The organism is Fervidicella metallireducens AeB (genome assembly GCF_000601455.1).
Taxonomy (GTDB): Bacteria; Bacillota; Clostridia; order Clostridiales; family Caloramatoraceae; genus Fervidicella; species Fervidicella metallireducens.
Genome location: NZ_AZQP01000016.1, coordinates 30,750 through 53,565, shown reverse-complemented (window position 1 = coordinate 53,565; position 22,816 = coordinate 30,750). Strand labels below are relative to the sequence as shown.

21 protein-coding genes, 1 tRNA gene and 2 pseudogenes are annotated in these 22,816 nt (G+C 31.6%); 2 read left to right on the top strand and 22 right to left on the bottom strand.

The annotated features are described in order from the left end of the window. Window positions 1–94 precede the first annotated feature (94 nt). Window positions 95–637: a hypothetical protein gene (locus Q428_RS06665; protein ID WP_152539081.1), complete on the top strand. Its 543-nt coding sequence runs from the start codon at window positions 95–97 to the stop codon at window positions 635–637. A gap of 60 nt (window positions 638–697) precedes the next feature. On the opposite strand, the gene Q428_RS06660 is transcribed toward Q428_RS06665, so the two are convergent. Continuing rightward, a tRNA-Thr gene (locus tag Q428_RS06660) sits at window positions 698–773 on the bottom strand. Window positions 774–919: 146 nt separating this feature from the next. Between Q428_RS06660 and Q428_RS06655 the strand changes: the two genes are divergently transcribed. Then, window positions 920–1,924: a MarR family winged helix-turn-helix transcriptional regulator gene (locus Q428_RS06655; RefSeq protein WP_035379347.1), complete on the top strand. Its 1,005-nt coding sequence runs from the start codon at window positions 920–922 to the stop codon at window positions 1,922–1,924. 18 nt (window positions 1,925–1,942) lie between these two features. Here the strand turns inward: Q428_RS06655 and nuoB are convergent, their stop codons facing one another. From nuoB to Q428_RS06550, 21 genes and pseudogenes are all read right to left on the bottom strand, one after another. Further along, window positions 1,943–2,647: an NADH-quinone oxidoreductase subunit NuoB gene (gene nuoB, locus Q428_RS06650; RefSeq protein ID WP_035379345.1), complete on the bottom strand. Its 705-nt coding sequence runs from the start codon at window positions 2,645–2,647 to the stop codon at window positions 1,943–1,945. Window positions 2,648–2,655: 8 nt separating this feature from the next. Beyond that, on the bottom strand, window positions 2,656–4,221 hold the full coding sequence (locus Q428_RS06645; RefSeq protein ID WP_035379343.1) for an NADH-quinone oxidoreductase subunit D-related protein: 1,566 nt from the start codon (window positions 4,219–4,221) through the stop codon (window positions 2,656–2,658). 12 nt (window positions 4,222–4,233) lie between these two features. After that, a complete protein-coding gene (locus Q428_RS06640; RefSeq protein WP_161633601.1) occupies window positions 4,234–5,679 on the bottom strand; it encodes a proton-conducting transporter transmembrane domain-containing protein in 1,446 nt (481 codons plus the stop codon). 26 nt (window positions 5,680–5,705) lie between these two features. Next, window positions 5,706–6,317 (bottom strand): hydrogenase, encoded by a 612-nt coding sequence (locus Q428_RS06635; RefSeq protein ID WP_035379342.1) that lies wholly within the window; start codon window positions 6,315–6,317, stop codon window positions 5,706–5,708. 11 nt (window positions 6,318–6,328) lie between these two features. After that, window positions 6,329–7,249, bottom strand: coding sequence for a respiratory chain complex I subunit 1 family protein (locus tag Q428_RS06630; protein ID WP_035379340.1), 921 nt, complete (start codon window positions 7,247–7,249; stop codon window positions 6,329–6,331). An 11-nt stretch (window positions 7,250–7,260) separates the two neighbouring features. Continuing rightward, window positions 7,261–9,036 carry a proton-conducting transporter transmembrane domain-containing protein gene (locus Q428_RS06625; RefSeq protein ID WP_035379338.1) on the bottom strand — a complete coding sequence of 592 codons (1,776 nt, stop codon included), beginning with the start codon at window positions 9,034–9,036 and terminating at the stop codon, window positions 7,261–7,263. A gap of 214 nt (window positions 9,037–9,250) precedes the next feature. Continuing rightward, window positions 9,251–10,584, bottom strand: a pseudogene (locus tag Q428_RS06620) (replicative DNA helicase). 11 nt (window positions 10,585–10,595) lie between these two features. After that, window positions 10,596–12,473 carry a Lon family ATP-dependent protease gene (gene lonC, locus Q428_RS06615; RefSeq protein ID WP_084478183.1) on the bottom strand — a complete coding sequence of 626 codons (1,878 nt, stop codon included), beginning with the start codon at window positions 12,471–12,473 and terminating at the stop codon, window positions 10,596–10,598. Between the two features lie 15 nt (window positions 12,474–12,488). Then, window positions 12,489–12,935 carry a 50S ribosomal protein L9 gene (gene rplI / locus Q428_RS06610; RefSeq protein WP_035379336.1) on the bottom strand — a complete coding sequence of 149 codons (447 nt, stop codon included), beginning with the start codon at window positions 12,933–12,935 and terminating at the stop codon, window positions 12,489–12,491. Next, window positions 12,932–14,923: a DHH family phosphoesterase gene (locus tag Q428_RS06605; protein WP_035379334.1), complete on the bottom strand. Its 1,992-nt coding sequence runs from the start codon at window positions 14,921–14,923 to the stop codon at window positions 12,932–12,934. The genes rplI and Q428_RS06605 overlap by 4 nt, the downstream gene beginning before the upstream one ends. A gap of 36 nt (window positions 14,924–14,959) precedes the next feature. Next, window positions 14,960–15,925: a YybS family protein gene (locus Q428_RS06600; protein WP_035379332.1), complete on the bottom strand. Its 966-nt coding sequence runs from the start codon at window positions 15,923–15,925 to the stop codon at window positions 14,960–14,962. A gap of 151 nt (window positions 15,926–16,076) precedes the next feature. Beyond that, a complete protein-coding gene (locus Q428_RS14470; RefSeq protein WP_051515015.1) occupies window positions 16,077–16,286 on the bottom strand; it encodes a MazG-like family protein in 210 nt (69 codons plus the stop codon). 153 nt (window positions 16,287–16,439) lie between these two features. After that, window positions 16,440–16,688, bottom strand: coding sequence for a 30S ribosomal protein S18 (gene rpsR / locus Q428_RS06590; RefSeq protein ID WP_035379330.1), 249 nt, complete (start codon window positions 16,686–16,688; stop codon window positions 16,440–16,442). A 24-nt stretch (window positions 16,689–16,712) separates the two neighbouring features. Then, entirely contained in the window at window positions 16,713–17,138 is a 426-nt protein-coding gene (locus Q428_RS06585) for a single-stranded DNA-binding protein (RefSeq protein WP_035379328.1), read from the bottom strand. Window positions 17,139–17,156: 18 nt separating this feature from the next. Continuing rightward, entirely contained in the window at window positions 17,157–17,441 is a 285-nt protein-coding gene (rpsF, locus tag Q428_RS06580; protein ID WP_035379326.1) for a 30S ribosomal protein S6, read from the bottom strand. Window positions 17,442–17,540: 99 nt separating this feature from the next. Beyond that, a complete protein-coding gene (locus Q428_RS06575) occupies window positions 17,541–17,738 on the bottom strand; it encodes a DUF951 domain-containing protein (protein WP_035379324.1) in 198 nt (65 codons plus the stop codon). A 2-nt stretch (window positions 17,739–17,740) separates the two neighbouring features. Beyond that, window positions 17,741–18,619, bottom strand: a complete 879-nt coding sequence (locus Q428_RS06570) for a mechanosensitive ion channel family protein (RefSeq protein WP_035379322.1) — start codon at window positions 18,617–18,619, stop codon at window positions 17,741–17,743. 351 nt (window positions 18,620–18,970) lie between these two features. Next, window positions 18,971–19,569, bottom strand: a pseudogene (locus Q428_RS06565) (thiamine phosphate synthase). A gap of 38 nt (window positions 19,570–19,607) precedes the next feature. Continuing rightward, on the bottom strand, window positions 19,608–20,921 hold the full coding sequence (gene thiC, locus Q428_RS06560; RefSeq protein WP_035379320.1) for a phosphomethylpyrimidine synthase ThiC: 1,314 nt from the start codon (window positions 20,919–20,921) through the stop codon (window positions 19,608–19,610). A 15-nt stretch (window positions 20,922–20,936) separates the two neighbouring features. Next, the gene (gene thiH / locus Q428_RS06555) at window positions 20,937–22,040 is read right to left on the bottom strand and encodes a 2-iminoacetate synthase ThiH (protein WP_035379318.1); all 1,104 of its coding nucleotides are present in this window, start codon (window positions 22,038–22,040) and stop codon (window positions 20,937–20,939) included. Continuing rightward, on the bottom strand, window positions 22,037–22,816 hold the full coding sequence (locus tag Q428_RS06550) for a thiazole synthase (RefSeq protein ID WP_035379357.1): 780 nt from the start codon (window positions 22,814–22,816) through the stop codon (window positions 22,037–22,039). The genes thiH and Q428_RS06550 overlap by 4 nt, the downstream gene beginning before the upstream one ends.

Below are 22,816 nucleotides of genomic sequence, written 5' to 3'. Positions count from 1 at the left end.
TTTTTAAATGATTAATGCTGCTGATATAGCAAAGGTAAAGCAAAGTATATTATACTCTTATCCCTCTGTTAAATATTTTAATGAATTTTTTAATATGAGATCCCTGCTACTAAACAGCCTGGATGAAAAAGGAATTGAAAACATTTTAAGTAACGAAAAAAGCGGGGTTCAATCTGAATTAAATAAGGTTATAAAAAACCTTATGGGTGATAGAGAAGTAATAGATGGTTTAAAAGAGGAACATAAAGTTCTGCCAGATTTTGCACAGGAAATTGTCTCAAACATAAAGGTTGAAGAAGTTTTAGAATGTATATACGCTTCATTCCCATTATCAGGACTATTTGATATTGTTCAAAAGGGTTATAGAAGCTGCTGTATTGAAACAGTATCAGTTACTGTTTCTCCTGATTCCCGTTTTCAATTTAAAAATGATTTATTAACCTACGGTAAAGAAAAATATTCTATAGCCTTTAAGGGCAAAGATTTTTGGATAGCCTTTTCCTTGGTTCCTTCTGATGAAGGTAGAAAGGGTACCAGTAAATTCGTGGTTATATATGTAGATAATAATTCTTACATTGTGGATGATGTGGATAAATATATAGACGCATCCTTATTTAAAAAGAATACTTCTGTTTAAACAAATAAACCAAGCCTTAGGACTTGGTTTATTTGTTAGTATATAAAGATGTTTCTAATCTGGAGCTGGAAAAGGGACTTGAACCCTCGACCTACGCATTACGAGTGCGTCGCTCTGCCAACTGAGCTATTCCAGCTTAAATCATAATTGAATAGTTTTATCTAATTCCATATTATCACGCTTTCATTTTATGTCAATATTGTATTTTTATGTATTTTATATGATGTTTCTGATTATTATGCTATAATGTTTTATTATTAACATAGTTTTGGGGGATATTCGATGGAAAATAAGATTAATTTTGAATTATACTCCTTTTACAATCTTGCTAGATACTTATTTTTGAAGCTAGAATACACACATAACTTAGACATTGAGGAACACGGATTAACTCTTCCCCAGTTAAGGGTTTTATGGATTTTAAAGTGTTTTCCTGGTATATCTCAGGAAAACATCTCAAAAATAGGCTGTTGGTCACCACCTACAGTATCAAGTATTATAAAACTATTAATGCAAAAAGGTTATATATATAATGAAGAAACAATTAACAAAAAAACTTATAATTTAAAACTTACCACCCTTGGAGAAAATAAACTTTCAGATGTAAAGATAACTAGAACTTCTTCAGCAGCAATTTTGAAGTTATTAAACCAAATTTCATATGATGACATAAATTTACTGGTTAAAACCTTAAAGAAGCTTATTATTTCAGGAGAAAACAATTATGTTCCTGAATATATTGATAAACTCAATCAGTATGAGCTAAAATTTGATTTTAATGAGTTTAATTTTAGTGACTCTAACTACATTAAAACTCTCACTACGGTATATAATCTTTTAAGAATTTTCGTGCTTACTGTTGAACGCAAACACTCTAATATGCTTGCAAATGTTGGACTTACTTATCCTCAGCTTAGAGCACTTAATATAATAAAGGCATTCCCTGGAATAAATTCAGCAGAGCTTAGCACTTTAGGATTTTGGTCCCGTTCAACTGCCAATCTTATTGTTAATAATTTACATAAAAAAGGTTTTCTATTAAAAGAGAGGGGAAATATAAAAAATTCAATAAATTTATTTGTTACCAGCACTGGGGAATCTATACTAAGTTACGATATTAAAAATAATCTTCGAAACATCGATATGCTAAATACACTAAAAGCAAATACCTATGAAAATTTAGTTTATATTAATTCTATCCTTTATAAAATGAATTTATTAGTAGGAAATGACATTATTGATATCTTTATTAACAAAACCTACGAAAGTATAAATAATAACCCATGATTATACATGGGTTATTATTTATATTCTATCTATTAATTTTAACAGTCCAAAAATTATTGCCTGTGGTGAAGGAGGGCATCCAGGAATAACTAAATCAACTGGGACTATATCCTTCAAGCTTTTAAAGTTTCCATACCCATCTTTAAATACTCCTCCATCATAAGCACAACTACCAAGGGCAATTACAATTCTTGGCTGAGGCATAGCATAATACGTTTTTATTAATGCTTCTTTCATGTTTATAGTTACTGGACCTGTAATAACTAATCCATCTGCATGTCTTGGAGATGCAGCAAAATTAATTCCGTACCTTGATAAGGAATAATATGTGTTTGTTGTTGCTGACAATTCTAACATACAGGCATTACATGAACCAGTGTCAACGGATCTTAAAATCAAAGATCTATTGAATCTCTTAAAGATTTTATTTTTAAGCTCCTCTCCTGCCGTTTCAATTTCGCTAAGTTTATAATCGTTATTCATTTTTATTGCTCCTGCCTCGCAGCTATTTAAACATTCCCTGCAATATATACATTTTTTATTGGCAATTTCTATTTTTTCATGGAAAGTTATAGCCCCTACAAGGCATTGCTTTAAACAATTTTTGCAACCAATACACTTATTCATGTCAACTGTAACTTTCCCATATGAATATCCATTTTCGTAAAAAGGATCTTTTATCGTTTCATTTCCATTTTTTATCCTGTCTATTAAAAATTTCATATTAATCCCTACCTATCATTTTCAGAATATGACATGTTAAAACTCTTGTTGCAAAGTGGAAAATCCGGCACAATTTCTCCTAAAACAGCATAGGTCAGCCCATTCCAATTGGTAAATGAAGGAGTTTTAAAATACACCCTGTCCATCTTGTTGTTTTCACCCGTCCTGGCAAAAACAATTAATTCTCCTTTCACCGTTTCAACAACTGCAAAGCCTTCTTTACCTGACTCAATATCTATCCATTGTTTTTTCTTTTCTACATCTCCCTTTATTAAAGTCAGGGATGTTTTTATATATTTGAAAGCATCCCTTATTTCTGCAATTTTGACATTATATCTTTCAAAAACTCCGCCAATTTCTTCAAAGTTTATAGATTTTTTTAATTGTCTGTATACTTCATAAGGAAAACTTTTTCTAACATCGTACTGTATCCCGCTTGCCCTTGCAACTACACCTGTCATGTTAAGCTCTTTAGCTATTGCTTTTTCAACTATACCAGTATGCTCAACCCTATCTAAAAAGGAAACTGTATTCAATGTCATTTCAACAATTTCATTAAACCTTTTTTCTACTATATCTATTGTTTTAACTACATCTTCCCTTTGAATTTCAGTAAAATCAATATTACTTCCATATGGAATTATAGCATTCCTTAAAAATCTGCTTCCTGTTATTCTCTCACAAAGCTGATGTATTAACTCTGACATATAACCAAATTTTTTAGCGGGATAACTAAACCCAACGTCTACACAAATTCCTGCTATGTCATCAAGGAAATTATATATCCTTTCAAGTTCTAAAAGAATAACCCTCAGTGCCATAATACTCTCACAAACTTTGAAATCACTTATCTTTTCAATAAGCTGTGCAAAAGCTTCGCCATAAGCTGCAGAGGATTCCCCTGCCACCCTTTCAAATATTAAATTTAATTTATTTAAATCTACGTTTTCGCAAATTTTTTCTATACCTCTATGCTTATACATTAGTCTTATTTCTAAATTTTCTATTAACTCCCCTATAACACTGAATCTGAAATGTCCTGGCTCAATTATTCCTGCATGAACTGGGCCTACTGGTATCTGAAAACCGCCATCTGTAATAACTTCTTTAAACTTGTATTCTTCAGTCTCACATAAGTCCTTAACTCTCTGTCCATATAAAAAATCCTTTCTGAGTGGATGTATACCATTTTCCCATATTTCGTGCTTAACTATATTTCTTTTATCTTCTCCATCAGCTATTTCAAGACCAAACAAATCACTTATTTCTCTTTCAAACAAATTGCTTTGATTAGCAATTCCCTGTAATGATACTATCTCATTTTCAGTTTTATATCTTAAAATTATAAGGTACCCATTTTTTCTATCCGTTAAAATAACATTTATTATAAAATCTTTGTCCTGGAGACAAAACTGACCTGAAAAATATAATTTATATTTTTTAAACATTGTCTCAAGTATTTTTTTTACATCATCCTTGTCAATGTCAACATACAGTTCATTTTTATTTTTTATTTCTATTTTTATAGGGAAACCAAGTTTTTCAATATCCTTTTTTAAATCTTCTATTTTCATTTTTTCACTTCCTTAAATACCTATTATTAAAACTGCCTTGCTAAGTATTGGGTAAAGGATGTTATTAAATGTTAATGTTACAAATACAACATAAATTAAAGAAATGATTACTGGTACAATATTTTCACTATCCTTATCAAATCTTTTATATTCCTCTTCATCTCCCTTAACAAAAATCATTCTTATAAACACATTTAATAAAGCTGCAAATGCTATTAAAATACATAAAGCATACAAGGTTACTGCAAAGTAATATCCCTTATTTATTCCTTCCATTAAAATATTAAATTCACTAAAGAAAGAGCCAAATGGAGGTGCTCCAGTTACAATCAGCATCCCCAATATTAGAAACACACCATTCATTGGCATAGTTTTAATCAGTTTATGAATTTTATCAATTCGCTTAGTTCTATAAACCGACACTAGATTACCAGCCACCAAGAACAGTAAGGTTTTTCCAAAGGAATGTATTATTGAGTGAAGCAATCCACCAAAAATTCCAAGATGACCTCCAAAACCAATTCCTAGTGATATTATCCCCATGTTTTCAATAGAAGAAAAAGCAAGAAGTCTTTTGTAGTTAGTTTGTTTCAGCATAGTAAATGCAGAAACCAGTAAAGATATCATTGCAAAAATAATAAATAAATATTTAACATTCTCTATTCCTGAAACCATTTTTATAATTATATAAAATCTGACAATAACATATAGAGCAATGTTTAAAAGTATTCCAGATACCATGGCACTAACTGGTGATGGGGCTTCGCTATGGCCATCTGAAAACCATGCATGCATAGGAACAAAACCAGCCTTTGTTCCAATTCCTATAAATATTAGCGTAAATGCAATTTTTGCCATATCAATATTTATTGGTTTATATGAATTCAATAAATTTGTCCAATTTAATGATAGAACAGTTGTTTCTTGTCCTGCTGAATACAGCATAAGTATTATACCTATGAACCCAATTCCTATACCGATTGAACATAGGATTACATATTTCCATGCAGCCTCTAAAGATAATTTGTTTTTTTCAAGACCAATAAGAAATGTTGTGGCAATGGTTGTCCCCTCTAATCCTATCCACATACCCATAATGTTATTACTTATACATATTATTAATAAAGATATTACAAAGGCGTTAAATAAAGTAAAAAACACCCTGGCTCTTCTTTCTGATATAATTTCATCCCTTAATTCATTCAATACATATCTATATGAATATATAGCTGTTATGAATGTAACTCCCGAACCGACGAACATCTGTATTATGCTTAATGAATCTATATATATTGAATTATTCATGTAAGAAAGAAAACCTATGGAATTTATACGGAACATTAAATATATAACTACTGCAACATTTATTACTGAGGAAATAATATTTATTATTGCAGTTTTCTTAATATCTTTTGTAAAAATAGAAAAAATCATTGTTGTTATTAAAAGCGAAAACATCAGGATAAATTCCATCATATCACCTGCTATTCTTTTATATTTGAAAGATAATCAGTATTAACTGTGTCAAAGGCCTTATTGATATAGAAAACCATAACTCCCATTATTACTGAAAGCATTAACACTTCTAAAATAATAAGTATTTCAATAATCAATGTCATTTTAATCATTGATATTTCAAATAACACTAGCCCGTTTTCCATAACCAAAAATCCAATCATCTGGCTTATTGCTTTTTTTCTTCCTATAAGTATAATTCCTCCAAGAACCATTAAAACGAATCCTGCTTTTACAAAGTCATTGTTAAAATTATCGAGAAATACATAGGTAGTAGCAATTGAAAGAGCTGTTAAAATACTTGACCAATATCCATCTATTATAAGTTTCATTTCTCTATTTATCTTTAATTCCCTGACAGATTTGCTTGCTACAATAGGAATTATAAGGGTTTTTACCAAAAGAGTTAATGCACCAATTATATAATAATGTACCTCCCCTGTTTTAAATCCTAATGTAAAACATACAAGAGAAATTGCTAAAGATTGGACTGAAAATCCCCTGATTAATAAGTTTACCCTTCTTAAACTGGACATTATTATTGCAGATATTAAAATTACTGCTGACAATATTTCAAGCATAAACTCACCACCTAACTGAAGTACATCATTGATATTGCTGCAATAGCAAAGGAGAACGAAGCTGCAATAAGTTCTGGAACCCTGAATAATCTAAACTTTGCAATGGAAATCTCTACTATAGCAATTATAAGCAAAAATACAAGCATCTTTATTAAATATAAAATAACTGCCTTTATTAATGCTGCTGCTGACAAACTTACTGCCATTCCAAAGGGTAAAAATATGTTAATAAATATTGTTAGAAAAATAGCCAATTTTATTGCTGATGCAAGTTCTATATAAGCTAAGTCTCTTCCCGAAATATCAAGAATCATTGCTTCATGAACCATTGTAAGTTCTAAATGAGTTTCAGGATTATCAACTGGCATTCTGGCATTCTCTGCAATCAACCATATTAGAAAAGCTATAGCTGCAACTATATGAGCTGATGATATATCAGTTCTAACAGCATTTAATTTTGCAATCTTATATATATTAAAGCTCTTTGTTTCAAAATATACAAAAGCAAGAATTAAAAAAACAACTGGCTCTGCAAACATATATATAAACATTTCCCTGCTACTTCCCATTCCACCAAAGGTGCATGCACAATCAAGACCTATTAAGGTATTGAAGAATTTGATTATGGATAGTATAAAGATTAATATAAACATATTTCCAATTAATTCATTTCCTGCTGTAAAGAAAACAGGAGTTAAAAAGGCTGAAAGGATAGCTGCTGAAAGGATTATTATTGGTCCAACTGTTGTAATGAATGAACTGCTTTTTGATATAACCCTTTCTTTGGATAAAAGCTTTTTAATGTCAAAGTATGGTTGAAGCACAGGTGCACCTTCATATCCTCTTAATATTGCCTTTATTCTTTTAAGTATTCCTGAAAATAAAGGTGCTGCAATTATTAATATCATGCTTTGAATAATATTTATAATCATTCACTCACCCCCTAAACAAGCTTTAGAACAAGTATTACTGATATAATCAGTGTAATAAATATATAAGATATATATATCTGTATTTTTCCGTAATGTATTTTAACAATCCTGCCCGAAATAAATGTAATAAAATCAACCACAGGATTATATAATTGTCTTTCTATGACATCATGAACTCTTTGCTTAAGTGTAATTGTATCTTTAATAATTACTTCTTTTTTATATCCACCAACAAATCCAAAATATCTTGCTGCTGGCTGACTATAACCATCTCCTGAATACTGCATATTAGGCTTAAAATTATTAAAACCACAAGCCCAGGTTTCATAAGTTTCGGTTTTATTTTTTCTATCTAAAATTCTGGATACAATGGTTATTAAGGTAATAATTACAATAAACATAATAGAGATAAAAATAGTCTCATATCCTATGAAATTTAATCTATATTCTTTTATAAATATATATTGGGCTGTATATTTAGAAATAAAATTTATAATAAATGGTGAAAAAACTCCTAAAATAATAGAATAAAGAGATAAAATCGCCATACCAACATTCATAGATATTGGTATTCTGTGAATGTTTTCAGCTTTTTTGCTTCTCGCCTCACCAAGATATGTTATCCCATATGCTTTTACAGCAGAATATATAGCTCCTCCTGCAACTAAAGCAAGGGCAGTACCACAAATTACAATCATTAAAACAAAAGCCTTACTTTTAATAGCTATAACAGATTTTATAAAGGACATAAATATAAGACTTTCACTAGCAAAACCATTTAATGGTGGTATTGCTGCTATTGCTGCGGTTCCAATTAAAACACATATAGATGTAAATTTTATCTTTCTATGAAGACCACCTAATTCATTCATGTTTTTAGTTCCAGTAGCATAAAGGACACTTCCTGCCCCTGTAAACAATAAACTTTTGAAGACTCCATGGTTTAAGCAGTGAAAAAGTCCTGCTGTTAAAGCCATTATTGATGATTCATACAGTTTAAGACTGTTTAGTATAATAGATAATCCTAGTATAGAAAAAATTAATCCTATATTTTCAGCACTTGAATATGCTAATAATTTCTTTATATCATTTTGAAGAAGAGCATTAATTATGGTATACAGAGCTGTTAATGTTCCTGTAAATAAAAGTATAAAACCATATTTATAAGAAACTCCCCCTAACAAAACAAAAACTACCCTTATAAATCCGTAAACCGCTACTTTAAGCATTACCCCTGACATCAAAGCTGAAATGTTTGATGGAGCTGATGGATGTGCCTTTGGTAGCCATGGATGAAGTGGAACAAGACCAGCTTTGGCACCAAACCCTAATAAAGCAAATATAAATATTATTCCCTTGTGTGTCTCTAGATTACTATACATTTGGGTTATTTTTATAAAATTTGTCTGACCTGTATATTTATATATAAATCCAAACATAAACATTAAAAATAAACCGCTAATATGTGTCATCACAAAATAAAGGATTCCTGATTTTAAATTTTCCTTATTTTTATATTCATATATAACAAGAAAAAAGGATGTTATAGACATGATTTCCCAAAATACCATAAATAATATGCTGTTTGATGATAATACTACCCCTATCATTGAAAGTAAAAATAAGATAAGCATAGACCAATGGTATTTTACTGAATAATTTTTTCTATATTCTCCTATATATCCCCCAGAATAAATAAGCACTGGAATAGAAATAAATATAATTATAAAAATGAAAAACAAAGACAAGAAGTCCTTCATAATACCAAAGGAAAAATCCAAAAACATAAAACCAATTCAACTCCATTCTTAAATTATTAGTATTCGAATATTAAAATTACACATTAATTTTATCAAACTAACCTTATCTAATCAACAATTCTACGGAAAATTCAGCAAATATTTACAAACTTATGATAGAACATAGGTACTAATGATTTATTTCTAGAAAATGTAAAAATGTATTGTAGCCCTAGCTATTATATGCTAGGGCTACAATACATTAAACATTGTGATATCTGTCTAAATTACCAAACTTAGTGAATTGTCCAAGCCAAGCCAGCTCAACTGTACCAGTAGGGCCATTTCTCTGCTTAGCTATTATTACTTCTGCAATATTTTTCTTTTCAGTTTCCTTGTTGTAATATTCATCTCTATATAAAAACATTACAAGGTCAGCGTCCTGCTCAATTGACCCTGATTCTCTAAGGTCAGATAGAATTGGTCTGTGGTCTGCCCTCTGTTCAGGAGCACGTGACAACTGAGACAATGCTATAACAGGAGCTTCCATTTCCTTGGCAATAGCTTTAAGGACCTTGAAATCTCTGCAACTTCCTGCTGCCTACTGTCTGACCTTCCACTTCCAGACATAAGCTGCAGGTAGTCTATCATTATTAAATCAAGGCCTTTTTCTATTTTTAGCCTTCTACACTTTGAACGAAGCTCTGAAACTGAGACACCAGGTGTATCATCAATAAATATTTTTGAATTTGCCATAGGACCTGCTGCCCTGGCAAGTCTTACCCAATCTTCATCATCAAGATCTCCTGTTCTAAGCTTCTGCATATCTACATTTGCTTCGGAACATATCATTCTGTATGCTAACTGTTCCTTTGACATTTCTAAACTGAATATAGCAACACTTTTTCCTGCTCTTAATGCCGCATGGAGGGCAAGGTTCAATGTAAATGCAGTCTTTCCCATTGATGGTCTTGCTGCAACAAGAACCATATCTCCCTTTTGAAAACCAGAGGTTTTTCTATCGAGATCAGTAAATCCTGAAGGAATTCCCGTAACCTGTCCCTTATTCTTGTAAAGATTTTCAAAATCCTCAAAACTCTTTGTTATGGTTACACTTATATGCTCAAAATCCTGCTTGTTTTTCTTCTGAGATATGTCAAATATCTTTTTTTCAGCATCACCAATTACAGCTTCAACTTCTTCCTGTTCTGTATAGCATTTGTCAATTATTTCACTGGAAGAAATTATCAACCTTCTTAATGTAAACTTTTCATCTACAATTTTTGCATGGGCCTTAACATTTGAAGTTGTAGCAACTGAGGCAACTAATGAGGATATATAAGAAACCCCTCCAACAGCTTCAAGATGATTTTTATTTTTAAGAAGTTCCACTAAAGTTATCATATCAACGGGTTCATCATTATCATAAAGCTCTTTTATTGCATCAAAAAGAATTTTATGAGACTCTTTATAAAATTCTACCCCCACTAAAACTTCCATTACCTCGGCAATTGCATTTCTATCAAGCATCATTGCTCCTAAAACCGATTGTTCTGCTTCAATATTGTGAGGGGGAACTCTTATAGCACCTTCCATTACATCACCTCCTAAAATACCAATTCAAGAACTTCATTTATGTGTGAAACCGGTATTATTTCTATTCCTTCTACACAGGATGGAATGTCTTTTTTATTTTTTTCAGGAATTAAAACAGTTTTAATTCCTGCCTGTATAGCTCCATGTATCTTTTCAATAATTCCACCAACGGGCTTTATATTTCCTGTTAAGGATATTTCTCCTGTTACAGCTACATCCTGTCTTACTGGTTTTCCAGTTACTGCACTCAGCATTGCCACGGTTATTGCTGCTCCTGCTGATGGTCCATCAACATTTCCTCCACCGACTATATTAACATGAATATCGTATGCTGATATATCTTCATCAATAATTTTTCTAATTACTGATGAAGCATTAAATACAGAGTCCTTTGCCATAGAACCTGCTGTATCGTTAAATCTTATCTTACCGTCGTTATTTTTATTTCTAAAAGCTACAGCTTCTATTTCAAGGGTTGAACCAATAAACCCGTTGACTCCTAGTCCAAAGATACTTCCTGTTTCTTTTTTATTAAAAGCTTTTTTTATACAATGTGGTATAAGTCTTGATAAGGCAAGTGCATTAAATGCATCCTTTTCTGTTATGTTAATATTATCATTTCCCCTATTGTATACTACATAGCCGTAAATATCTGCAAGTATATTAACAGCCTTTCTTCCTTCCATAGTATATTGACTTATAATTTCAGGAACATTCTCATCCATTGTTATTTTTAACTTCTCTGCAGCATTTTTAACTATCTGTATTATATCCTTTTTACTCAATGGCTGAAAATATACTTCCATGCATCTTGAACGCAAAGCTGGATTTATTTCCTCTGGTGAACGTGTTGTTGCACCTATTAAAATAAAATCTGCAGGTGCACCTTCATTAAACAGTTTTTTTATATAAGCAGGGACATTTTCATCATCTGGGTCATAGTATGATGAAGAAAAATTAACTCTCTTGTCCTCTAAAACTTTTAAAAGTTTGTTCTGAAGCATAATATCCAATTCACCTATTTCGTCAATAAACAAGACACCTCCATGGGCATCAGTAACTAAACCTGTTTTGGGTTCTGGTATTCCACCCTCAGCCAGATCTCTCTTAGCTCCCATATATATAGGATCGTGTACTGATCCTAACAAAGGATTCATAATCTCCCTTGGATCCCATCTTAATGTTGTTCCATCAACCTCTATAAAAGGTGAGTTTTTTCTAAAGGGCGTATATTTTATTTTTTTAGTTATATCAAGTGCTAATCTTGCTGCCGTTGTTTTTCCTACCCCTGGAGGTCCATAAAGCAGAATGTGTTGTGGGTAGGGGGAAGCAAGTTTCGATAAAATGCATTTCACTGCAATATCTTGTCCAATAATTTCATTTAACCTTGCAGGCCTCATAATTTCCATTATAGATTTTGAAAGCTTTACTTTTTCTAATTTTTGAAGTTCCTCTAATTTTTTAATGGTTTTTGAGTTTTCGCCGCCTCTTTGTTTTTTTATAATATTTAATCTAATCTCGTCTATAAATTTTTCTTGTTTTTCCTCAAGATATCTTTCAACATCTTCTTCTATCTTGTTTTCTATATGGGTTCTGGCAACTAATAAAGCTATTTCCTTTTCTATTCTGTTTAGAGCATCTATTGGATCATCAATATAATTATCCTCATCAAGTATCATTTTTTGTAAAGCATAAATTTTATCCTCAATAGAGTCACTTTCTATTTCTTTTGATAAATCCTTCTCTTCTACAGTTTTTTCTATAAATTCTTCTCCCCATATTTTCTTAACTAACTCAATTATTGCATCTATTTGAATTGAAATCTCTTTGTAACATTTATCGATATTTTCCTCTTCATATACTGCCGCATTGTTTACTACTTTTTTCACTAATATACTCCTCTCTTAAAGGGGTTGAATCATTACTTTAAGTTTAGCTGAAACTTCTGGATAGACCTTAACATCAACCATGAATGTACCTGCTACTTTTATTGCTTCGTTTAATGCAATCTTTTTCTTATCTATATCAATTCCATGCTGCTTCTTTAGTTCTTCTGCTATATCCTTTGAAGTAATTGAACCAAATAATTTACCATTTTCCCCTGATTTAACTTTTAAGCTGACACTAACTTCAGATATTTTATTGGCAAGTTCCTTTGCATTTTTAAGTTCCTCTTCTTTTTTCTTTGCCTGACTTGCTTTTTGTGCTTCATATATCTTCATATTTCCTTCATTTGCCTCAATAGCAAGACCTCTTGGAAATAAAAAGTTTCTTGCATACCCATCTGAAGCATTTATTATTTCACCTTTTTTTCCAACACCTTTAATATCTGCCTTTAAAATTACTTTCATTTCTTGTCACTCTCCTCCAAGTATTTGTTTATAGAATCTATCAATATACTCTTTGCTTCATTTATAGAAATATTGGAAAGTCTAGCTCCTGCTATAGTCATGTGACCTCCTCCGCCAATACTCTCAAGAATCAGTTGTACATTTATATCACCAAAGGACCTCCCACTTATCATTATATCATTTTCTACTGTGGCAAGTACAAATGATGCTTCAATTCCATTTATTTTCAGAAGCTCGTCTGCAGCTTGTGGAACAATTAAAGTATTTTTAATCTCTCCTTCATGAAGGGCAATAGCAATGTTATTGTTGTAAATTTCTGCTTTGCTTACAAGGGTTGTTCTTTCTATATAGGTTTCAAGGTCATCTGAAAATAATTTTTTAATCTCAATTAAATCCGCTCCAAGCCTTCTTAAAAAACCTGCTGCTTCAAAAGTTCTTACACCTGTTTTAAAGGTAAAGTTCTTTGTATCTACATATATTCCAGCCATAAGTGCCTGAGCTTCTATTTCGTGAAGTTTCGGTTTTTCAATTAAATACTGAAGTATTTCTGTTACCAGTTCACAGGTTGAAGATGCATATGTCTCTATATAAGAAATAGTTGCATTATCTATAAAATCAGCACTTTTTCTATGATGATCTATTATTACTTTATTTGTTATTTTATCTACTAAGTCGGGAAATTCAACAAAATTTCGCCTGTGAACATCAAGGATTACTAAGAGAGGATTTCTTTGAATTTTCTGCATTGCAGTTTCATTATTTATGAATATACCTTGATGTTCCTCACTTTTGTTTATCTTATCAACTATTTTTTCAATTGATTTATTAGTTTTATTCAGAAGTATATAGGCATTTTTCTGTTTAAGCCTGCAGCCTCTATATATACCTAAAGCTGCACCTAAACAGTCTATATCTGGTACATCATGTCCCATAATTATAACTTCACTGCTTTGGTCAATTAAATCACCTATTGCATGGGCAATTACCCTTGCCTTTACCTTAGTTCTCTTCTCCACTTCCTTGGATTTACCACCAAAAAATGAGAGTCTGTCGCCATCCTTTATTACCGCCTGATCACCACCTCTACCTAGGGCTAAATCTTTAGCAGCAATTGCATATTGATGTAGTTTATATAGGTTCTCACTATTTTTACCTATTCCTATGCTTAAAGTAACAGGAAGCTTGTTACCTACGTCTATATCCCTTAAGTTGTCAAGTATATCAAATTTCTTCTCAATCAAATGATTTAGATTTTTATTTTCAAATATAACTATATATTTATTATCATCGTATTTTCTTATAACACCCTCAAGTTCAGTTGCAAAGGTGTTTATCCTTCTATCCACCTCTGCTATCAGTAATGGTCTGTTTGCTTCTTCAGTACTTTTGATTACATCATCATAATTATCTACTTCTATAAGAGCTGTTATTGGCTTTTTATCGTTATACATCTCATAAAGAGTATGATAATCTGTTTTGTTTATGAAATACAGTATTATAATGTATTTCTTATCTTGCTTTTTAACATTGTTTTCAATGGGGCTTACTAAAACATTATATATTTCTCCGTTTATCTCTACTTTTTCAAAACTGTTTATCTTTTTTTCAATTATCTTCTGTATGGAAAAATCCTTAATTATCGTATTTATTTCTTTACCATACATATTTTGATTAACTATACTGTTAAATAAATTGTTCAGCCATATTATTTTGCCTGAATTATTTATTATAACCAGTGGCATGGGTATCTTTGATATTGTATTTCTTCCTGCAACATCAAGATTTTCTGATAAATCACCAACTAACCTATCCCATTCGTCTTTTCTCATTCTATTGTTTCTAATGTTATACCATACAAGATAAATGAATATAAAAAGACCGAAAATTCCAATATATAGGTTATAATAAAATGTAACCCCTATAAGTGATGCTATTATCAGCATATAAATCTTTGTGTTGGGAAAGAAAATTTTAAATCTACTATCCATTTTAAACCCTCCATCTGAGGTATTAATAGTATTTTTCTATTTTTTTAAAAGTGGCCTCCTTGTTTTATCTAGACCCCTGAAATTAAATAGATAATCAAATAAACCTACAAAAAATAAAATTCTTTCTAGTCCAGGATTAATACAGAAAAATATTATAAGTATTCTTAATCCCTTTGCAACTTCTTTCTTTTTCAGGAAACTATCTAAAGCCGCTATACCGTTTATGAAAAATATCGTCATGAACATATATTGTGCATTTATTATATAAGCCTTTGTTTCCGGTCTATACATATACAAGATTATAGAAATTATATATATTATCATTATAGGCATTGCCAGCTGTGCTGATACATACCATTGTGATAATGTTTTTACTTTTTCTAAATTATATCCAAACCTCTGTAATATTTTTCTTGAAATTATATAACTGATAAAAGCTTGAAATACAGCACTAAAAATTAAAGCTGTAGGTATTATTACCTTCATCATTGGAATACTTTTTATGAAATTATCTATGACTTCCAATGATTGTTTAGGTATTCCCATTTTAACATAGGTTTCCCTTGCAAATTTAAAGTTTGATTCCATTACCTTCATCATCTGTTCAATTGAGTCCTGTCCAATTAACAAAGATGTAAGCTTTATCCCTATAATTAATGCAATAAAAATAACAACTGACATATATAATATTGTTGTTGTTGAGCCCTTTTGTTTCTTTATACAATACCCCATTACTAATCCTATCATACTGAATATCACTGCTAATGATATACCACCTAATGGATCTATAGTTATTGCTGATACAGCTGCCACAACGAAGGAAGACATTAGGGCAAATTTAAAACCACTTCTTAAATATATTAACGTAATGGGTAACATACCCATAAATAAGCCTACGAAATAAAAGATAGGTAAATTAATGCTGATAATAACTAATATTACAGCTATTGCAGATAACAGTGCAGACTCCACCATAGCTCTAGTTGAACTTCTTCTGTCCATCCAAAAACCCCCTTTGTACACTTTAAATTATACCCTTATATTTCTTTTCTATCTCTGATGTATGAAATTAATTTTGCATAATCCTGATATTCTCTGTTTATTTTATCATCTTTAGCAGCTCCAACTTTTAATTTTTTAATGATTTTTTCATCTAAGGATGAAAATTTATACCAAGTTTTTTAGCCAATAAATATGATAATATAATAATTTCAGATAGCTCATCACTTATTTCATCCATATTTGATTTACTTTCCTTTGACATAGTCATAAATAAGTCAGCAACTGCAGAAAGCATAAAAGTTTTATAGTTTTCTATAAGTTTAATATTTCCCATTATATCAAAATCCTCATTGTTAAACATCTATTTCCCCCCATGTCTTTTATAATTATAATCCTTAATCAAAATTCCAAAATAATTCCTTTTAATGTAATGCTACAACATAGAAGGACAATTATCAAGTTAAAATAGGACTTGTATAAGCAAAAAAGTGCCTTTCGGCACTTTTATTCAGCGTTATTCTGTTGTGTATGGAAGTAACGCAATATTTCTTGCTCTCTTTATAGCTATAGTAAGCTCTCTTTGGTGCTTAGCACAGTTTCCTGAAATTCTTCTTGGTAAAATCTTACCTCTTTCAGTTATAAACTTCTTAAGCTTAGCTATATCTTTGTAATCGATAGTTTCGGATTTATCCATGCAGAAAGCGCAAACTCTTTTCTTTGCCCTTCTTTGCTTGTTCATTCCGCCCTTTTTTACGTTTGACATCTCTTTCCCTCCTTACCTTAAAGATTAAAATGGAATATCATCATCTCCATCAACTTCGAAGAAACCTGATTCCTGCTCTCTAGAATCTTCAGGGATTGTCGCTCCACCTCTATAGGAAGAACTTCCCTCCTTTGGCCAGTCAAGGAACTTAACTTCGTCTGCCACTACCTCAGTAACATATCTCTTTGAACCGTCCTGGGCTTGATAACTTCTAGTCTCAATTCTTCCAGCAACAGCTACAAGCCTTCCTTTACCAAGGTTGTTAGCAACATGTTCTGCAAGTTTTCTCCAGCATACTATGTTGATAAAATCAGCTTCCCTTTGACCGCTTTGACCAACATAATTCCTGTCAACCGCTAATGAAAAGGTGGCCACAGCATTCCCCGTTCCTGGAGTAAACTTAAGCTCTGGATCACGAGTTAATCTGCCTATTAGAAAAACTTTGTTCATAAATACACCACCTTAAAATTAGTCAAGGTTAACTATAATGTGTCTCATTACGTTGTCAGAGATTCTAAGAACTCTATCTAATTCTTTAGGTAATTCTGGGTTTGATGTGAAGTTGCAAAGAACGTAGTATCCTTCGTTGATCTTGTTGATTTCATAAGCAAGTCTTCTCTTACCCCATTCATCAACGTTATCAACAACACCACCATTGCCTTCAATAACACCCTTAACTCTTTCGATTGCTGCCTTAACTTCTTCTTCAGTTAAAGAAGGAATTAAAACAAATAGTGCTTCGTATCTATTCACGTTGTTCACCTCCTCCCCTCGGACTAACGGCTCATTACTGAGCAGGGATATAACATTAAAATTCTATCACATTATGTTTAATCGGGCAATATTTTTATTTTATTGTTCCTCTGTTTTTTTGATTATTTTTTTAACAGATTTCTCAAATTTTGATCTTTCAAGCATTATTATCCTTCCACATCCACAGCATTTAATTTTTATATCTGCTCCAAGCCTTATTATTTCCCAATTTTTACTGCCACAAGGATGTTGTTTTCTTGTTTCAACTATGTCGCCTAAATTAAAACTCATTATCATATTCATCTCTCCCTGTTTTTATGTATTATTACATTTCTAGGATAAGGTATCTCTATACCTTCCTTATCTAAAGCATATTTTATTCTTCTTCTCAGTTCCATTTCAACATCCCATTGTTTCATTGGAACTGTTTTTGCTATAACTCTTAAGGTTATTCCTGAAGTACCAAGGTTAGTTACTCCTGATACATCCGGTCCTTCAACTATTATATCCTGGTAATCCTTCTTTATTTCCTGACATGTTTCTTTTATTACCTTTACAGCATGATCTATATCCTCTTCATATGCTATGTCCACGTTAACTAAGGCTCTCATATTTCCCCTTGATTTATTTGTAACTTTAACTATTGAACCATTAGGTATGATATGTAAATCTCCTGTAAAATCCCTGAGTTTTGTTACCCTTAAACCAACAACTTCAACAACTCCAGACATATTATCTACGATTATATAATCTCCAACAGCAAATTGATCTTCAAATAAAATAAAAAAACCAGCAATTACATCCTTTACAACGCTCTGTGCACCAAAACCTATAGCAACACCTGCAACACTTGTTAATGTTAAAATTGTCTTTGTACTGTTAGGAAGAATCTGTTCAGCTATCCATAGTATGGAGACAAAATACAGTGCATATCTTACAACACTTTTTAATAACTCACTTAATGTGTCAGCCTTCTTTTCATTTATTGGAAACCTTGAGTTCTTCTGTGTATGAAAGAATTTTTCTATTAATTTATTTACTACTTTTATCAATATTTTTGTTGCAAATATTATAAAAATTATCGTTGCAAACTTAATTATAATATTTATAATTTCATCCTGAGTTATAGTCAAATCCAATACATTAATTCTACCCTTTAAAAAATCTATCCCCTTCAATCTAAAACCTCCTTTTTACTGATTTTAACCATATTATAAAGCTTTTAACGTAAAATGATAAGTTTTTATTATTTAATTTTATATTTTATTTACATAATGGTATGCTTGTCCAATTTTTATCTTCAATAAAAACGGTTATCTTTTTAATTTTTTAGAATTCCATTTTAACTTCTTATTTTAAAAAATTACGCATACTGTTTCATAAACTCATATGTAATGTTTTTATAAAAGCTTCTCATTAAAAGTAAAGGTAAATCCTTTGACTAAAAATCCTTGGCATAATAATACATCTCTCTTCAAAGTTTATTTTGCAATTAGCTTTTCCTTTGAAGAGAGATGTTATTTATTTGTTTATAACACTACTTTAATTTCTCTTTTTAACTGCTGTGAGACGAGCTTTGGATTTTCTGCTGCCATAATTGAAGACATTACCGCTATCCCATCCGCTCCAGCATTCATCACTTTTTTTGCATTTTCTTTATTTATGCCGCCTAGTGCTATTACTGGTATATTAACATTAGATTTAATTGTTTTTATAAAATCTAGTCCCTTAGGTTCTAAACCTTTTTTGCAATCTGTCCAAAAAATATGACTTACCATTATATAATCAGCACCTTTGCGTTGTGCCTCAATAGACTCCTCAAGGTATGTACTGAAACCCCTATAAATCCGCAAAATTTTGGTCTTTCTCTTATGAAAACTTCAAAGCTGCAGTGATATCCCTCTGCATTTACAATCTTTGCTGCTTCAAAATTGCTGTTTATAATCAGTTTTGCTCCTGTATCTTTTATTCTATTTTTTATATCATATACCATTGGTAGAAGTTCTTCTGTTGAAAGATCCTTTTCCCTTAGTATTACTGCATCTACTCCACCTTTAACAGCCTCTTCAATAACATCAGTTAAACTGCCATTTTTAATTAAATTCCTATTGGTTATTAAGTAGAGCATTTTGCTCTCTCCCCTTCATCATTATCTAATATCTTTGATTAATTGTCCTCTCTTAAAATATTTATGTTCTTTCCATTCATTATTTTATTCATATTTCTCATTGAGCACATTTTTCCACACATTGTACAACTATCCTCATGTTCCGGTAAAGATTCTTTTCTATATCTTCTTGCTTTTTCTGGATCCATAGCAAGATTAAACATTTTTTCCCAGTTAAGTTCCTGTCTTGCTTTACTCATTTCATTATCCCATTCTCTTGCCCCATTAACTTTTTTGGCAATATCTGCTGCATGGGCAGCTATTTTAGATGCAATTATTCCTTCTTTCATATCCTCTAGGCTGGGAAGTCTTAAATGCTCAGCTGGAGTAACATAACAAAGGAAATCCGCTCCATTTGCTGCTGCCACTGCTCCTCCTATTGCACTAGTTATATGATCATATCCCGGGGCTACATCTGTAACTATTGGCCCTAATACATAAAAGGGAGCTCCATGACAAAGTCTCTTTTCAAGTATCATATTTGCTGCAATTTCATTTAACGCCATATGTCCCGGTCCTTCAATCATAACCTGAACGTTTCTTCTCCATGCCCTAAGTGTAAGTTCTCCAAGTATCATGAGTTCCTTTATTTGACAGGCATCTGTTGAGTCATTTATACTTCCAGGTCTGCATGCATCTCCAAGACTTAGAGTCAAATCATATTTTTCACATATATCAAGAAGTCTGTCGTAGTGCTCAAAAAATGGATTTTCTGCATTGTTTAGCTCCATCCATGCATACATCAAAGATCCACCTCTTGAAACTATATTTGTTATCCTCTTATTTCTCTTAAAAACTTCTATTGTTTCTCTGTTTAATCCTGCATGTATTGTTACAAAATCAACACCATCCTCAGCATGTTTTTCTACTACATCAAAAAACTCATCAACTGTTATGTCAGATAGTTCTTTATCATAAAATCCAACTGCGTCATATACCGGAACCGTACCTATCATTGCAGGTGACATATCTATAAGATTTTTTCTAAATTCTGATGTTTTACCATAGGAACTTAGATCCATTATTGACTCTACCTTCATTTCAAGTGCAACTTTAACCTTTTTCATTTCTTTTTCAAAACTTTTACAATCCTTTGAAACTCCAAGATTTACATTTATCTTTGTTCTTAATCCTTCCCCAATCCCTTCTGGACTTAATGATTTGTGATTCTTATTTGCGGGTATAACCACCTTACCCTCTGCTAAGAGCTTTCTTAAAATTTCTTTATCAATATTTTCCTTCTCTGCTACTATCTTCATTTCATTTGTTATTATACCTTTTCTCGCTGCATCCATTTGAGTTGTATAATTCATTTTGTCATCCTCCTCTTATAATCTAAACCAATCCTTAAATATAGGTTGATATCCCATTTTTATAATTGCTTCTTTTATTTGATTAACACTTCTTTTATCAGATATTTCAAATTGCCCATTTCCATTATTTGAAGAAGTATGTCCTCCAACCTCCGTTGAAACACCTGCTGACATTTTTGTGACTCCTAAAGGAATTAACTTATCCCTGAATTCATCTCTTTCTCGGGTTGAAACATTTATACCTGAATATGGTAAAAATATTCTATATGCAAGCATTACTTGTACCAGGTCTTTATCACTAACAGGATAAACATCCTGAAATATTCCTACATGGGGTCTTATCCTTGGAATTGCCATGGCTATCTCAACATCTGTATATCTATCCTGAAGATATTTTCCATGAAGACCTGACATAAAAGCCTCTATTCTCCAATTATTCAAACCTAAAAGAGCACCAATGCTTATACTTTTAAATTTTGCTTTGCAACCCCTTTCTGGAGCATCAAGTCTGAACTTGTAATTTTTCTTTGGACCAGCAATGTGAACCCTATCGTATACAGACTCATCATATACTTCTTGATATATTGTCAACCCATCTGCCCCTGATTCCACTATTTCTTTATACTCATTTTCTGTTAATGGATAAATTTCAATGGTAATTGATTCAAAATATTTTTTTAATATATTTATAGCATCTTTTATATATGAAATTGGGGTTTCCTTTTTTGACTCACCAGTTAATAAAAGAATATGTCTAAGTCCTGTTTTTGCTATAGTATTTGCTTCTGCATCAATCTCTTCCAATGTAAGCTGCCTTCTTTGTATGTTATTATCTAAATTAAAGCTGCAGTAAGCACACCTGTTTACACAATAATTGGATATATATAAGGGGGTATATAAAAGGATAGTTTTGCCAAAATGCCTGACAGAAAGCATATGTGCCCTTTGTGCAATAATTTCAAGGACTTTTTCAGCTGCTGGTGATAAAAGGCGAAGAAAATCCATTTCTCCTACCTTATTTTTATTTAGAACCTTTAAAACATCCTCTTTTGTTACGCTGTTGAAAAAACCTTCAAAATCAAAATTACTATAACGAAGATATTCTTCATAAAAACTCATTTTTTATCACCTTCAAATAGAAATCCTGTTAATGGTGAGGAAGCATTTGCATATTTTTTTTCTTCTCCAAGCTTAGCATTATAAGCAAGTCTTCCCGCCTTAACTGCTAAAGAAAAAGCTTCAGCCATTTTTATTGGATTTTCCGACGATGCAATTGCCGTATTAACTAATACTGCAGCTGCACCCATTTCCATTGCTTCTGCTGCTTCCGATGGTTTTCCTATTCCTGCGTCAACTATTATTGGAAGATTTATTTCATCTATAAGTATTTGAACAAGTTCCTTTGTTCTAATACCTCTGTTAGTTCCTATTGGTGCGCCAAGTGGCATTACTGCTGCAGCACCTGCATCCACAAACCTTTTAGCTGCCATCAGATCTGGACTCATGTAAGGAAGAACAACAAAGCCTTCCTTTGCAAGTATCTCCGTTGCTTTAATCGTTTCAAAGTTATCTGGTAATAGATATTTATTATCTGAAATCACTTCAATTTTAACCCAATTTCCACATCCCATTGCCCTTGCCAACCTTGCAATCCTTACTGCTTCCTCTGCATTTCTAGCTCCTGATGTGTTTGGAAGAAGTATTATATCCTTAGGTATGTACTCTAAAATATTCTCATCTTTATTATCTAAGTCAACTCTTCTGACTGCCATTGTAACTATTTGGGTTCCACATGCCCTAATTACATCTGGCATAATTTTATTACTGCAATATTTTCCTGTTCCTATAAGTAATCTGCTGTTTAATTCAACTCCGCCAATTATTAACTTATCCAT